16 protein-coding genes are annotated in these 14103 nt (G+C 60.6%); 6 read left to right on the top strand and 10 right to left on the bottom strand.

Annotated features, from left to right (window positions below):
* Window positions 1-42 precede the first annotated feature (42 nt).
* Window positions 43-1083 (bottom strand): NADP-dependent oxidoreductase, encoded by a 1041-nt coding sequence (locus VGD45_RS09235; protein WP_331155000.1) that lies wholly within the window; start codon window positions 1081-1083, stop codon window positions 43-45.
* 199 nt (window positions 1084-1282) lie between these two features.
* Here VGD45_RS09235 and VGD45_RS09230 point away from each other — a divergent pair, with 199 nt between their 5' ends.
* Together VGD45_RS09230 and msrA are read left to right on the top strand one after the other, a co-directional pair.
* On the top strand, window positions 1283-1801 hold the full coding sequence (locus VGD45_RS09230) for a Rid family hydrolase (RefSeq protein ID WP_331154999.1): 519 nt from the start codon (window positions 1283-1285) through the stop codon (window positions 1799-1801).
* A gap of 105 nt (window positions 1802-1906) precedes the next feature.
* Window positions 1907-2542 carry a peptide-methionine (S)-S-oxide reductase MsrA gene (msrA, locus tag VGD45_RS09225; RefSeq protein WP_331154998.1) on the top strand — a complete coding sequence of 212 codons (636 nt, stop codon included), beginning with the start codon at window positions 1907-1909 and terminating at the stop codon, window positions 2540-2542.
* A gap of 166 nt (window positions 2543-2708) precedes the next feature.
* Here the strand turns inward: msrA and VGD45_RS09220 are convergent, their stop codons facing one another.
* On the bottom strand, window positions 2709-3215 hold the full coding sequence (locus VGD45_RS09220; RefSeq protein WP_331154997.1) for a hypothetical protein: 507 nt from the start codon (window positions 3213-3215) through the stop codon (window positions 2709-2711).
* Between the two features lie 263 nt (window positions 3216-3478).
* Here VGD45_RS09220 and VGD45_RS09215 point away from each other — a divergent pair, with 263 nt between their 5' ends.
* Window positions 3479-6220, top strand: a complete 2742-nt coding sequence (locus VGD45_RS09215) for a rhomboid family intramembrane serine protease (protein WP_331154996.1) — start codon at window positions 3479-3481, stop codon at window positions 6218-6220.
* Between the two features lie 71 nt (window positions 6221-6291).
* On the opposite strand, the gene VGD45_RS09210 is transcribed toward VGD45_RS09215, so the two are convergent.
* The 4 genes from VGD45_RS09210 to VGD45_RS09195 all read right to left on the bottom strand — a co-directional run bounded on the left by VGD45_RS09210 (window position 6292) and on the right by VGD45_RS09195 (window position 8522).
* Window positions 6292-6564, bottom strand: coding sequence for a hypothetical protein (locus tag VGD45_RS09210; protein ID WP_331154995.1), 273 nt, complete (start codon window positions 6562-6564; stop codon window positions 6292-6294).
* Window positions 6565-6632: 68 nt separating this feature from the next.
* Window positions 6633-7040 (bottom strand): hypothetical protein, encoded by a 408-nt coding sequence (locus tag VGD45_RS09205; protein WP_349263243.1) that lies wholly within the window; start codon window positions 7038-7040, stop codon window positions 6633-6635.
* Entirely contained in the window at window positions 7040-7561 is a 522-nt protein-coding gene (locus VGD45_RS09200; RefSeq protein ID WP_331154993.1) for a type VI secretion system amidase effector protein Tae4, read from the bottom strand. The genes VGD45_RS09205 and VGD45_RS09200 overlap by 1 nt, the downstream gene beginning before the upstream one ends.
* Before the next feature lie 118 nt (window positions 7562-7679).
* Complete coding sequence (locus VGD45_RS09195; RefSeq protein ID WP_331154992.1) at window positions 7680-8522, bottom strand: NAD(P)-dependent oxidoreductase; 843 nt, start codon at window positions 8520-8522, stop codon at window positions 7680-7682.
* Window positions 8523-8655: 133 nt separating this feature from the next.
* On the opposite strand from VGD45_RS09195, the gene VGD45_RS09190 reads away from it, so the two are divergent.
* Window positions 8656-9378 carry a helix-turn-helix transcriptional regulator gene (locus tag VGD45_RS09190; RefSeq protein WP_331154991.1) on the top strand — a complete coding sequence of 241 codons (723 nt, stop codon included), beginning with the start codon at window positions 8656-8658 and terminating at the stop codon, window positions 9376-9378.
* Window positions 9379-9465: 87 nt separating this feature from the next.
* Here the strand turns inward: VGD45_RS09190 and VGD45_RS09185 are convergent, their stop codons facing one another.
* The 3 genes from VGD45_RS09185 to VGD45_RS09175 form a co-directional block, all read right to left on the bottom strand.
* Window positions 9466-9732: a hypothetical protein gene (locus VGD45_RS09185; RefSeq protein WP_331154990.1), complete on the bottom strand. Its 267-nt coding sequence runs from the start codon at window positions 9730-9732 to the stop codon at window positions 9466-9468.
* Window positions 9733-9749: 17 nt separating this feature from the next.
* On the bottom strand, window positions 9750-10973 hold the full coding sequence (locus VGD45_RS09180) for a GNAT family N-acetyltransferase (RefSeq protein ID WP_331154989.1): 1224 nt from the start codon (window positions 10971-10973) through the stop codon (window positions 9750-9752).
* A gap of 118 nt (window positions 10974-11091) precedes the next feature.
* Entirely contained in the window at window positions 11092-11703 is a 612-nt protein-coding gene (locus tag VGD45_RS09175) for a hypothetical protein (protein WP_331154988.1), read from the bottom strand.
* A 219-nt stretch (window positions 11704-11922) separates the two neighbouring features.
* Between VGD45_RS09175 and VGD45_RS09170 the strand changes: the two genes are divergently transcribed.
* Window positions 11923-12567 (top strand): DUF1326 domain-containing protein, encoded by a 645-nt coding sequence (locus VGD45_RS09170; protein WP_331154987.1) that lies wholly within the window; start codon window positions 11923-11925, stop codon window positions 12565-12567.
* 48 nt (window positions 12568-12615) lie between these two features.
* A complete protein-coding gene (locus VGD45_RS09165; protein WP_331154986.1) occupies window positions 12616-13491 on the top strand; it encodes a TIGR02452 family protein in 876 nt (291 codons plus the stop codon).
* A gap of 65 nt (window positions 13492-13556) precedes the next feature.
* Here VGD45_RS09165 and VGD45_RS09160 read toward each other — a convergent pair whose 3' ends face one another.
* Window positions 13557-14036: a YbhB/YbcL family Raf kinase inhibitor-like protein gene (locus VGD45_RS09160; protein ID WP_331154985.1), complete on the bottom strand. Its 480-nt coding sequence runs from the start codon at window positions 14034-14036 to the stop codon at window positions 13557-13559.
* Between the last annotated feature and the right edge of the window lie 67 nt (window positions 14037-14103).

The following is a 14103-nucleotide window of genomic DNA, read 5'->3' as shown; positions in this document are numbered from 1 at the left end:
TGAAAGCTCCAGCAGGGTGTCCTGCTGGAGCTTTTTTCTTTGTTAGCGCCGTGCCGATGTATTGCTCGCGTGCTCGTCGAGCACGCGCACGATGATCTTGCCGCGCGCCCGGCCGCGCTCGCTCAACTCCAACGCCTCCACCGCTCCCTCCAGCGGGAACTCGGCGTCTACATTCATTTTCAGCGTGCCGTTGTCGAAGAGCTGGCCGAGCTTGGTTAGTTCTTCGCCGGGTTGCTCGCGCGTGGCGGTGCTCGGGCTTGGGCAACGGAGCTTTCGCTGACTGCATGCCTCGGCGGGCGGCCTGCCCACGATGGTCAGGAGCGTTCCGCCTTCGCGCAACACGGAAGGCGAGCGTTGCAATGTATCTCCGCCCACCGTGTCGAGCACCACGTCCACGTTCTTGACGACATCCTCGAAACGAGTGGTGCGGTAGTCGATCGCTTCATCGGCGCCGATCTCTCTTAGATATTCGTGATTGCGCTCCGAGGCGGTGGCGATGACATGCGCGCCACGCCAGTTTGCGAGCTGGACTGCAGTGCTCCCCACGCCGCCGGCGCCGCCATGGATCAGCACGCGCTGACCTTGTTTGATATCGGCGTTGACGATCAGCGTGCGCCACGCGGCCAGCGACGCCGTTGGAATGCCCGCTGCTTTCTCAAAGCTCAACTTCGCCGGCTTCGGCGCGACGTTCTCTGCCGGCGCGACGACATACTCCGCGAGCCCGCCGCCATCGACAACGGCGATGACAGGATCGCCCACTTTCCAGTGCGTGACGCCCAGGCCGACTGCGTCGATCGTTCCCGCGACATCGCGGCCCGGAATGTATGGCAGCGTGACGGGCGAAGTCTTTTGCAGCCTTCCCGAACGAATTTTCCAATCGACGGGATTGACGCTGGCGGCATGGATGCGGATTCGCACTTCTCCGTTCGCGGGTGTCGGCACCGGCACCTGATCGAGTCGCAGCACCTCCGGCGCTCCGTAGCCTGTCATCAGCAGCGCGCGCATCTGCGCGGGAGTCGATTCGGCTGAGGCGAATGGAGCAAACAATAAGAGGAACAGACTAAGCACAAAGGTCAGTTGCATGATGATGTTTGTTTCCTATGAGCGAATGGCGTTTCGAGACACGCAGCTGAGAGTGCGGTTGTGGTCAATTTACGCCACCAGGTGAGACGAGCCGTGCCTCCGGCGCGACGAACGCTGCAATGGGTGCGGCAATGGATGACATAGCATGCCGGTCCTCTGCACGAATGTTTGCTTCGTTCATATTCACAGGAGAGTTCTCATGTTCCGAGCCGCCCTCGCAATGACTGTGTTCGTGACCTGCGCGGCATTTGCCGCGGACGCCGGGTCCAAGTGGCCTGTGGTGATTCCCGCCTCCAACGGTGCGGTCATTCTTGCCTCCGAAGCCGAGAAAGTCGGTTACGACGAATATCGATACGCGGCCGTCCGTCGTGTCGACAACATGCTGTACCTGTCCGGCGTCGTTATCGGTCCTCGCGACAACGAAGGCACTGACGTTGCCGCGTTCAAACTGCAGGTCCGCCGTGGCTTCGAACGGTTGAAGGCCAGCCTGGAGGCTTCGGGCGCAAGCTTCGCCGACGTCGTGATGGTCAACAGCTTTCATGCCTGGGAGACCCCGGGCTTCACGGGCACGCGCGACGAGCACTGGGATACGTTCTACGAAGTCGCGCGCGACTACGTCAAGGCCCCCTATCCGGCGTGGACGGCTGTGGGCACCAGCGGGCTGCTCGCGCGGCGGGGCGTGGTCGAAGTGCAGATGATCGCGCGCCTGCCAAAGTGACGCCGGATACCGAGGCGAATGGCTTGTTTTGGCGCTCCCTGACCGCATCTATACGGCTCCCGGATTCCCATGCACCATAGCGACCAGCCATTCGCCGAGGTACTTATGTACTCGTTCCGCAAAAAAGCCGTGATGCCCGACGCCGCCGACATCCTCCCCGGCCGCGCCACGCCACTGGCCGTCCCCGAAAAGCACTTCGTCAACGGCAACCGCATCGTCCCGCCGTTCCCGGCCGGCTTGAAGCTCGCCCTGTTCGGCCTGGGCTGCTTCTGGGGCGCCGAACGCAAGTTCTGGCAAGTCCCCGGCGTCTACAGCACCTCCGTCGGCTACGCCGCCGGCTCGACGCCCAACCCTACTTACGAAGAAGTCTGCTCCGGCTACACCGGCCACAACGAAGTCGTTCGCGTCGTGTACGACCCGGCCAAGGTCAGCTTCGAGACCTTGTTGAAAACATTCTGGGAATCACACGACCCGACGCAGGGCATGCGCCAGGGCAACGACGTCGGCACTCAGTATCGGTCCGGTGTGTATGTCTATGACGCCGAGCAGAGAGCGTCGGCGGAGAAGAGTCTCGCCGCGTATCAGGAGAGATTGACCAAGGCGGGGTACGGCAAGATCACGACCGAGATCCTGGACGCGCCGGAGTTTTATTACGCGGAGGATTATCACCAGCAGTATCTGGCGAAGAATCCTCAAGGCTATTGTGGCATCGGCGGCTGCGGAGTCACGTTGGATATTTGATCGGTCAACACGGTTGCGACGGTCGAGACGATCACTCGTCGAGATGGTGGTGACGGTTGGTCGTCTACGGAAAGTCGACTGAGGGGAGGGCCGTGGCGACTCATGCTCGTAGATGATGTTGGTGTATGACTCGACCCAAGGCGTGGCCTCTCGGCGCTGCCTTCCATCAAGGGTGACGCTGGCAGCCGCAGGTCCCACAGTTGGAACATACGATCCATCCGCAGGAATTGCAGAGCAGGTGGATGTCACTGCCGATGGCGCGGTGACATCCCCGGCATGAAGCGTTTCGTATGAATCCCCTGCCGTCGGGCTCTGTGACGCCACGGTAAGGCAGCATCTGTCTTTCCAGGCTTCGCCGATGCAATACTCTGACGCCCTCGAGCTTCTGCGCGAGGAACGCATCCTTGCGGCGGATGTCCTCCATCGCCTCGGTGATTTTCGCTGCTGAAGTGGTCGCACGCCATGCTTGATACGCTTCCGCCGCGGCAAGCTGGCGCTGCGTGTCATGCAGCGGCTTTGAGACGCTACGGGCGTGCGCCTTTTGATATGGAATGACTCGTTGATGAGGAACTGCGAACAGCAGTACCCAGCGTGACCCGGCGACTTGAAGACTGGGATCGTAAACGACCGAGATTCCGTTGAGGGTACCGAACCAAAGTTCCGTGCCGTCCATAGGTCGTCCTTGATTTCAACGTCGGTCCACTTTAGCACCAAGGCCGCTCTCCAGCCCGATCGGGAGATGTGGGCTAGGTTGCGGTATCTGCAGAACCCAGCGATCAAGCCGGCTAACGTTCGCGCGAGATTATTGTAAAAATACAGTTCAAGGTCTGAACGCTGCTGATATCAGCCGTCGAAGAATCGGCCCTCGCACTTGCTCGCCTCCTGACTCAACTTTAGGTTGAATCTTGCTCGCGAGTGAGTACTTTGGGCGCCAACATGCAGCCAATCAACACCGGCCCCGGCGACGTTCCCGTTTCGCCCAAAGACGGCCAGATCGACTTTTCGAAGTACTCGACCGAACAGCTGCAAGATCTGCGGCACACGATCGACGGTCGGTCGCATCCGCAGAATCTGCGTAACCTCCTGGCCGAATTGTCGAAACGCGAGGCTGCCGGTCCCGACACCATTAGATTCCGTGACCTGCAGGAGTTCGCCGTCCGCTTTACCCCTCGCGATGGCCTCGTCGGTTGGGTACAGGGCGTGTTTTCCCGCTCGACTCTATACGGCAGCGGCGTGATTCGATTCGAAGGCGCGGATCTGGCGATCGCCGGATGGCAGAAGAACTGGATGGGCGTTGCGCTGGAGACCGAGCTTCGCGTGAGCATGGCCGATGTCAGCCAGGTGGAAATGGACGAATGTTCGGTGAGCTTCGATGCGCAATTTCAGGACGGTCGGCGACGACGCATCCGATGCTTGCTCGAAGATGCAGCGGCAAGGCAGGCCATCTTCGACAAACTGCCCGCCACGAGCGTGTCTCCGCTGAGTGCATCAGCCGCCGAATGGCGTGAGTTCAATCGTGAGCTGAGCCGGATGACGCCGCATGCTGCGGTCACGGGCATCCTGATCCTGCTGAATGTCATAACGTTCGCCGCATTGTTGTTTTCCGGATCGGGATTCTGGAACGCAAACCTGGAACTGCTGACCCGGTGGGGCGCAAACACGACCTCGCTCACTACGGCTGGTCAGGGCTGGCGATTGATATCGGCGCTGTTCCTGCACGCCGGTTTCATTCATCTGCTGCTGAACATGTGGGTTCTGTGGGGCATCGGCCGGTTGACCGAGCGTCTATACGGCAACGCGCTGTTCGCTGTGATCTATGCGAGCGCGGGGTGCATCGCCAGTCTCAGCAGCATTGCATGGCATCCATTTGTCATCAGCGTTGGCGCATCGGGTGCTGTCTTCGGCGCCGTCGGGGCCTGTCTCGCGTTTTTCCTGCGCAGTCGCACCCACATTCCTCGCGGCATCGTCTGGAGACACGGGCTCGCGACGGCGGTCTTCATTCTTTTCAATCTCGTCAGCGGGTTCATGAGCGGAGGGATCGACAACGCTGCCCACGTCGGTGGCCTCTTGACCGGCCTCGTTCTCGGATTTCTGCTCGCTCGTCCCGTGCAAGACGGCGAACGTATCGCGCTAAAGCCTTTGCGAATCGTTGTGGCAACGGGTTATGTCCTGCTCGCGATCGGGAGCGGCGTCTGGCAGATGCGCGTCATGGACGCCAATCGCCCCGCGCCGGCACAGTACTGGGCGACGCATCTTTGGTTTCTCGAAGGTCAAGCGAAGGCCCTCCAGAAACAGGCTGAACTGCAGGCCGCGGCGACTTCGGGCTCGATGAGTTCGAGCCAGTTGGCTTTGCGATTCGAACCCGAAGTGTTCGTTTTCTGGCGCGACGCTTACGAACGCTTGAAGGCGGAGCCCGAGCCGCAAGACATCGCAGCCAAGGACTTCGCGGCCGACGTGACGGAGTTCGCGCGCCGGCGGTATGAGTGGGCATCGGCAATGCTGAGCGCTCTAAAGACCGACGACGCCGGGAGCTTTCGCGAAGCGATGTACTACATACAGTCCGCGGATCAGGCGGGGGCGAGATTGAACAGGCACGAGCTTCGAGCGGTCAACGATCCTTCGCATGCGTTGTCGCAGAGTCGCTTCGTCAGGTTGCTCCGCAACCTTCCTGCGCGATTCACGTGGAAATGCGTAAGCGATGATGTCGGTCCGATCAAGGGCAAGACAACCGACGGGATTGCGGCTCGGCACGCCGCCGGCTGCGACGCCCAGCGCGCTTTCGAGACCGAAGATTTCGCATCGCTCGAAGCAATGCTGCATCCAAAAGACGGCGAGCTGGTGAACTTCGAGGACGGCAGCAGCCGAGTGGAGGGGGCCATTGCCGGACTAGGCTCGCTCCTGGAGCGAGCCAGCGCGCCCGGACCAATCCTAACGGTGCTCGCGAAATGGCGACGGGAGTTTCCGCTCTCGGACGGACCGGATCTGATCGAAGCGCTGTTTTTCCAGCGTTGGGCGTGGCAGGCCCGCGGACACGGCTATGCAAAGGAGGTGTCGCCGCAAGCATGGGCCGAGTACGCGCAGCGAATCGAAATGGCCGATGGCGCCTTGCGGGATGCGGCCGACAAGTCACAACGGAGCCCGGCGTACTATCCACTGGCAATTTCGCTGGGCGTCGACCAATCCAAAGCCCGCGAGGATCTGCAGCGGCTGGTCGAGCTCAGTCTGCAAGACTTCCCGGAATACTACCCGCCGCATCGAGCGATGCTTCGAACGCTCTTGCCGAAGTGGGGCGGCTCATACGTCGAGATCGACGATTACGTCGAGTATGTTCAAGCCAGACTGCCCGCCGAGAGGCGGCGCGAGATGTACGCGAGACTGTACACCACGTTCGCCGCGCTCGAAGGCGACGAAGTCGATCTGTTCCTTGAAACGATCGCGAAGTGGCCGAAGGTGAAAGAAGGCTACCAAGACATGCTGATCCGCTATCCGCACAGCGACTGGCTACGGAACTTGTATGCCGGGATGGCGTGTCGCGCAAGGGATGCCGAGGTTTATCACGCCCTGATGTCTGAGCTTGAGGGTCGCGTGCTCCCGGAAGCGTGGACAGGAAAATACTCCATCGAAATGTGCAACGAGCGCGTGAGCTCCGGACCCAAGATCGCGCAGCTGAGCGACTGAAGATTACTTCAGGCCGGATTTGAACGGGAATCGCGCGATACACTCGGAAGCTGCAACCGGCGCTTTGAGTATCAGATCTTCCCTGGAGACTTTTCATTTGCCGCGTCGTTACTAACGGAGCCGCGGATCGAGGTTGCAGCTGAGCTGAATATGCCGCTTGCTTCTTCCTTGAACCATTCGATCAGGCCCCGGAGATATACGATGTCATTGCTGGCAAACACGACCTCATCGCTGTCCTCGTCGCCTGAGCGAACGATGGTGAGGAGCTTTTCTTCGCGGTCACACAAAGATTGCAAAACAACACTGAAGCTTGTCTCGTTCAACGTAAAAGTCTTTGCTCTCATCACCAAGCCCTCCGGCGGCGGTCGGCTCATTGATGGAACAGGCTCCGACCTCTGCGTCTCACGACCTGTCACTGCGCATACGACGAATTGAGAGCTGCAACCGCCTTTTCAATCGCCGCGCGTACGGGGGGCTTATCGATGATTTCGCTGCAATAGAGCACGGGCAGTGCTTTGTCCGTGCCAGGTTCGGCTTCGGTGCGGACCACTGCCATGTCGCCCTTCGCGGTTTCGAGTTTTACCCGCTCGGCGATGTTGGCGAAAACTTCGAGATCCCCTTTCATGCGCTGTACGATGACAGATGCCCAGGCGTCGCCCTGGTCCTTGAGATATGGCTCGGATTGATTCACCAGGCAGCTTGCGATCGCGTAGCCTTCGACATCGCGTACTACTTCCGGCCGCGGCGAACCGCCTGTATCTGTTCCGGTCGTGCAACCCGCAGCTACTACCAATGCCGGAAGAAGCATGGAAAAACGCATCACGCTAACTCCCAGAACTCGCCGCCCGACGTTTTGACGTTAGGGTTTGTCGGGTTCACGTAGGTCGAATAGTTGTCGTAAGCGGGCTCACGGTAGGTGACTCCATTCCATAGCGCGATGTGTCCGGTCGCGCCTTGCCAATTCACGGTGAAGGCAATGATCCCTTTGCGACCCCGAAACGCGTCGTCGTATGGGCTGGCCTTGTCGGGGGTCGGCTTGCCCAAGACCTCCAACAGATATTTGCGGAAGTCGCTTACCCGATAGATGATGCGAGAGCCATCCGCCGTGCCCAATGTCTTGGCGCCGACGCGATTTGCGACCGCCATATCGATCGGCGCTCCGGCCTTGTTGAACGCCACGCTCAGGCGGCTCGCGCACGTGTTTCCATTAGGTCCGAAACCCGGCACGTCGATGTTCTTCTGGGCCGCGCCGCCGAGCGCCGTGTAGAGATCTTTCAGGCTTTGATAGTTGGTGTGGTCCGGAAATGCGGACCATAATTTCTGAAAGCCGGGCTTGACCATAACGTGGCTCCTTTGCGTTCTGGTGCTTCCATCGAGCCCGAGAGTTTGCTGCGACTCGTGCTCGAGCGCAACTTCCACATTGCAAGCTCGTTACATGGAAACGCCACCGCGAGAACGTTCATGCCATGCGGTCCAGGGCATTTGCCTCGATTGCGTCCTTCAACCTTGGGAACGTCGGTTTGAACCCGAGATCCTCTCGGATCCGACGCCCATCGAGTAGTGCGCTGAACGCTGCGGCTCGCTCAGCGTTTGTGCCGTCCGGTGGCGGCTGACCGACCGCGGCAAACAACTCGGCGAGTTCGGGCGCTTCGTCATCGACCACGTTGTAAATGCGATGAGATGGCGACGCCGCGTCGAGCAACCGCGAAACTGCCTGGGCTACGTCGACATGGTGGCCAATGGACATACGTTGGCGAGGAGGGAACCCACGCATGAATGGGATGACTTCCTCGATGTGCGGATCGCCGTCCCCGTAAACGAATGGCAAGCGCAGGATGCGCACATCGAAATCCTCCATCGTGAGAAGCATTTTCTCTGCGGCGAGCTTGCTGAGGGGATATGCGTCGACTGGATTGCAAATGTCGTCCTCGTTACAGAGGCGGCCCTCATTGGGCCCGTATGTCAGCCCAGTGCTCAGGAAAACAAAACGCCGAACATTCGCCAGGCGCGCGACGCTTGCGAGATGATGTGTGCCACGCTCGTTGACGGCATACGCCTGTTCCGGCGTCGCGCCCCGGAAAAATGCAGCACAGTGCACGACCGCGGCAGTGCCCTGGACGGCGGGGACAACGGAGTCGGGATTCAGGAGGTCACCCTCCGCGAACTCCATCCACTTGCCTAACATCGCGCCGGCGCGCGAAGCATCGCGAACGAGGGCTCTAACGTGATGACCCTGCGCCGCAAGGCGCTGGGCGAGCCTGCTTCCCACTTTTCCGGTCGCACCGGTGATGAGGATTTTCATAGGGCCAGTGTAAAGCGCCCTACACTCGACGGGATTGTAAGAACCGGACACACTTGCCTCGGCGCGTGTGCCTGCCGACAATCTCCGCATGCTTCAGAGCGTCCAAATTCCTCATCGAGCCGGCGCGCCTTTAATGAATGCGGTGCCCGACATCTTTGTGGACGAGTGCAAGTCGGATTCGGCGCGCGTCGCGGTTCCTAGCGCGGCCGTGCATCTGGTGGCCCGATTGGGCCCACACGTCCTTGGTGGATTTGATATCCATGCGGTTGGCCCGCGGCACAAGGTTCACCGCAAGTGGATCCGTGGTGGACAGCGCACAGTGCTTGCACGTTTACCGTTGGGTGCGCATCACGCAGTTCTCGGCGCACCGGTCTCGGAATTCGCGGGCCGCATCGTCGCGCTTAGGGACTTGTGGGACACCGCCGCCACGCAACGCCTGGAAGAAAAACTTGCCGCCGCAAGCGATGCAGGCTCCGCGGTTGTCACACTGAAGGCGGCCATCGCCGAGCGGATTGGACCCGGAACCTGTTTCGATACGAACACCCGGCTGGCGCAAAGTGCAGCCCGACGTCTGGAAAGTCGCAGTGTGGCCTCGGTTGCCGAGGAACTGGGCGTTAGCGAGCGGCACCTGCGCCGGGTCTTTAGTGAAGTGGTCGGTCTGAGTCCCAAGACGTTTGCCAAGCTGATGCGATTCGAGCGTGCTCTCACAGCGGCAAAAGACGGTAGGGACTCATGCTGGTCCGATATCGCGGTGAGCGCCGGATACTATGACCAGGCACACCTGATAGCAGATTTCCGCTCCATTGCCGGAGCCACGCCGCGTGAGTTTCTTGCCGAAGTGCGCAGGCAGAGCTGACGCGATGCCTTTGGTCTTCAACGGCAATATTCGTGAAGGCGCGCGTTCGCATCTTCATCGCCCAGATCGCGCGCCTTCTTCCAGTCTTCACACGCGCCCGTCTGGTCCGATAGCTGCAGCTTCGAATTGCCGCGATTGAAGTAGGCCATGGCCTTGTTCCGGTCCGTGTCCGAAGCGTGCTCTCAAGCGTTCGAGCTTCGCTTTCTTGTCCGAGATGAAAACGAAATCGAACTGCAGCAGGCTGCCATCCTGGAGGCCGTTCTTGACCATGCCGTCGTAGACCTCGCCAGCGATGCGCATCTCGCGGCCGAAGTTTTTGACGAAGTCGTCCCAGGTAAAGAAATCGTTGTCCATGCTTGCGGGATTGTCAGTTACTTCGCGCCGGATTCACTTTTGGCCGACTTGAACGGCGTGAACTCCGGGGGTTCCTCGTTCTCGATGAATCGCAGTAGCGGTTGCAGAAGCTGATTGAGGAAGGGGTGACGATGTCTCGCCCAGACGTACAGCGGCTCGGGCGCACAGCCGAGCCGGGCTTTGGGCTCGAGCGCCGTGCGACCGAATGAGACCCGCCGGCAACCGAATGCGATCGCCTGGCCCAGCGATGCATGCAGCAACCGCAAATAAATCGGCACGCCGGCGTTCGCCGCTTCGCGGTCGAACCCGATGTGATACGCAAAGGCGGTGTCGCCATCCTTCAAGCTCACGATGAAGCCGAGGATCCGATCGCTCTGTCGCGCCACATGAACCACGACGTTTTCCGCGCCCAGGCTCGCCAGCCCAGGCCAATAGGCGCTCGGCAACGTGAACGGCCGAAGCGTCGCATTGCTCTGGACGTCCAGATACAACCGTTGCAACGTTTCCGCATGCGAGGCGATATCGGTGAGCAACTCGACGGTCGCGCCGGACTCGTTGAACTTCTTGAACACGCGGTTCTTGATGTCGCCGCGATATTTGGAAGTGAGGCTGTTCAAATAGTCGTCGTGTGTTCGCCACGCCGGATCCAGCGTCAGCACCATATTCGGCTCGGTGGGCACGCTGCCATAGCTCAACCCCGCGAGCACGCGACTCTCCGCAGCGGCCGCATCGTCCAGGTCCTTGATGAGGACCATGTCCGTATGACCCGCCAGTTTTTCTGCCCGCCGCACCCGATACAGCACCTCGGTGACGGCGCGCCAAACCAGCTCTCGGTCGGCGCCCGGCGCGAAACACACGCCGTGCAGTCCATACACCAGCAGGTTGCCGCAGACGAGAACGCGCTGACTCACCTTGCTGCCGAACTTCTGCAAGGCCGCCTGTTTCCCGTTTCCCACCTGCGTCAGATCTACTCGCGCGATCTGCATGCACACAGCCGCGAGCGGCGCGTCGCCGTCGCAGATCAGCGCATAGCGGGCCTCGAGATTCGCGGGCCGGAACTGCTCGAACGCCCGCTGATACTCGGCGGAATAGAACAGGCTTTGGCCGGCAGTGACGGCCCGCCATTGATCCACATTCAACTGAGAGAAACGATCCGCGATCGCCAGTTGCAACGGCGTGCGGCTACGCAGCCGCTTGCGCTCGTCCAACATCGTGGCGATGGTTCCCTTGAGATGCTTCATTCTGGATCCCGCTGCACGCCCCCGGCCGCATTCTGTATGCAACACGAGTGTGCTGGAACACGGCGGACCAGAACGTGACGCGGATCCAGTCTCCGGCGGAACGGGCGGCTTTACGTAATCAGTTTCGCGCGCGAGCTTCCTCGGCCCAGATCAACATCTTGAGTTTCGGAGGGTTCGAAGCCAACTGGCGTGCGATTTCGGTCAGCGCCGCCGCGTTGCCGCGAATCTTCAACGTGCCTCGCACGTTTGCATTCTCCGTCGAGCGTGGCTTGAGGCTATGCCGGGAGGTGAAGTCGCCGAAGCTCTTGCTGGGAAAGTTGCCGTTCTTGTACAGCTGGCACTCTGACGGCAGCCTGCCGAGCTCGCCCGCCGGCCCCGTCCCGCCGAGCAGACCGGCGGACACGAATCCCTCATCCGTTGACTGATCCAGCAGGGGATTCTCGAAATAGATGTACATGCGCGTGCTCTGCCCGATCCGTTGCGAATCGTTCCTTATGGTGTATGCCGCCGTGAACGCTTGCTGCTCCATGACCACCTGCACATCCAGATCCAGCACCGAAATCGGATCGTAGATAAAGGACTGTCCTTTCCAGCGAAGGATATGCGCACCGGCGTCGTCCACGATCACGTTGGGCGCCACTTCGATCTCGACCACTGCGTACGGGCAGTCCGCGAAGGCTTGCCCCGATAACGCCAACATGGCCGCCACCATGTGTGCAAGAGCTCTCATCGAGCGATCCGGGAATCCTGTAAAGAAACAAGCAGGTTGCACGACTCATGTGAACGTCACGCTACAACTGCTCGCCGCACGCGTTCTGGCTTTGACATATCCCCGCGTATGCTTGCGAGAACTGCTCGCTGCGTCGCGGTGAGGCATGTGCTTGCAATCGCGGGAATCGTGGACCAACAATGCCGTGGGCCGGGAAGTACTTCCGAGGGGAGGGGCGCCATGGCACAGGTCGACTGGTATATCGAAGGCATCGAGTTCAGCAATTGCAACTGCGACTACGCGTGCCCGTGTCAGTTCGAGTCGCCCCAACCCACCTATGGAGACTGCCGCGGTTTCGCGGCCGTTCGCATCGATAGCGGCCACTTTGGACACGTGACGCTCGATGGTCTCGAGGGAGCGCTGCTCTACGCGTGGCCCGGACCGATCTACAAGGGCCACGGCGAATGTCAGGCCGTCATCGCCGAGCGGGCGAACGAAGAACAACGAAACGCTCTTGCGACCATCCTGTACGGTGGCGAGACCGACGAGGCGGCGACCCACTGGTGGGTTTATCGGACCATGTCGAGCACCGTCCATCCGCCGCTTTTCAAACAGTTCGAGCTCGACCTGGATATGGAGCGCAGAACGGCGCGCATCGTGATCTCCGACGTGCTCGAGTCCACGGCCCGTCCGATTCGCAGCCCTGCGACCGGCGACGAGCATCGCGTCCGCATCGACTTGCCGAATGGAATCGAGTTCGAGCTCGCGGAAGTCGCTAGTGGCACCACGAAGACGACGGACTCGGTGGCCCTCGACCTGAAGGACACATATTGTCACTTCACGCGTCTGCGCCAGTCGGGCAAGGGCGTGGTCCACTCTCGCTGAGCCGCTAAGAAGCCGAAGGCAATCGAGTCGCCTCTGCCGCGACGGCGTATGATTGTTTCCATGAATCGAAACGCTCGTGTCGCCTTGGCGAAAGAAACTCTGGCGATCCTGGAGAAGGGTTGCTACCAGCTCGGCGACGGGAGGACCGTCTCCATTGCCGAGGAAACGCGGAGCTGCGTAGGCGCTACGCAACTCTTTCGGCCACATGACCTGGCGAGAATACGGGACGAGGTCCTTAGTCAGCCGGGGTTGTCTGAATCAGTCGCTATCGAAGTAGAGAACGAAACCACCCTCGCGGGTGTGGCCCGGTTGTTACGCGATCATTCCGCGCCGGTTGCGGCGCTGAACTTCGCGTCCGCCAAGAACCCTGGCGGGGGCTTTCTGAGCGGCAGTCAGGCGCAGGAAGAATCGCTGGCGAGAAGCTCGGCGCTACACGCGTCCCTGATAAACGCGTGGGACTTTTATGAGCAGCACAGGCAGGATTCAACGCCGCTGTATTCAGACTCGATGATCTTGTCGCCAGGCTGCCCCGTCTTTCGGGACGACGCGGGCAATCTGCTGAGCGACATTCAACTCGCGACCTTCATAACAGCGGCCGCGCCGAACGCTGGCGCATTGAAGGATACTGCGCCGGAGCTTCTGGATCGGATCCCAGAGGTGTTCGCAAACCGCGCCGAGTACGTCCTCGCGCTCGCCGCCTCGCAAGGCTACCGGCATGTCGTGCTAGGAGCTTGGGGATGCGGAGTGTTTCGAAACGATCCCGACACGGTGGCGGATGTGTTCATGACGCTCCTGGGCAGCGACAGATGGGCGAACCGTTTCTCACGTGTCGTGTTCTCGATCCTGGATCCGAGTTCGGAGCAGGCTCTGGTCAACGTATTCAAGGGCGCTGCGGAGCGGGCACAAGCAGCAGGAAGGCGATGAGCGCACGCCGGAATATCATTACGTTTGGGAGTCGAAGCAGGCTGACAGAGCCTTTCACAAGTCCATCACGGATTCTTCTTTTTATACGTCCCAATGAGCTGCGCCTCCGCAATTACGTGCCCCTTCATCGCGTCCAGTAGCTGCGCCTTGGTTGGGCGGCCGAGGTCGGGTAGCAGCGTGTCGAGCGCGTAGAGTTTGAAAAAATATCGATGGGTTCCGATCGGCGGGCAGGGGCCGCCGTAGCCGGCGCGCTTCCAGTCGTTGGCGCCGTCCTTCGCGCCGCGTGGCGAGCCTTGTTTGCCCGAACCCTCCGGGAACCCGTCCACGTCTGCGGGAATGTTGTAGACCACCCAATGCACCCAGGTCATCTTCGGCGCTTTCGGATCGGGAGCGTCGGGGTCGTCGACGATGAGGGCGAAACTTTTGGTGTTGGGCGGTGCGCCCGTCCACTGCAGTTCGGGCGAGGTGTCCGCGCCTTCGCAGGTGTAGCGTGCGTCGATGGGCCCGTTGTTCGTGAATGCGGGCGAGGTAATAGCCAGTGCCATGAGAAGCTCCAACATGCTTACCTTCCAGGTCGGTCATTCAAGCACCGCGCCTTGTAAGGCGGCGATC

Origin of the sequence: Steroidobacter sp., from assembly GCF_036402275.1 — a bacterium.
Taxonomy (GTDB): domain Bacteria; phylum Pseudomonadota; class Gammaproteobacteria; order Steroidobacterales; family Steroidobacteraceae; genus Steroidobacter.
This window is presented reverse-complemented; position numbering and strand designations above follow the sequence as displayed.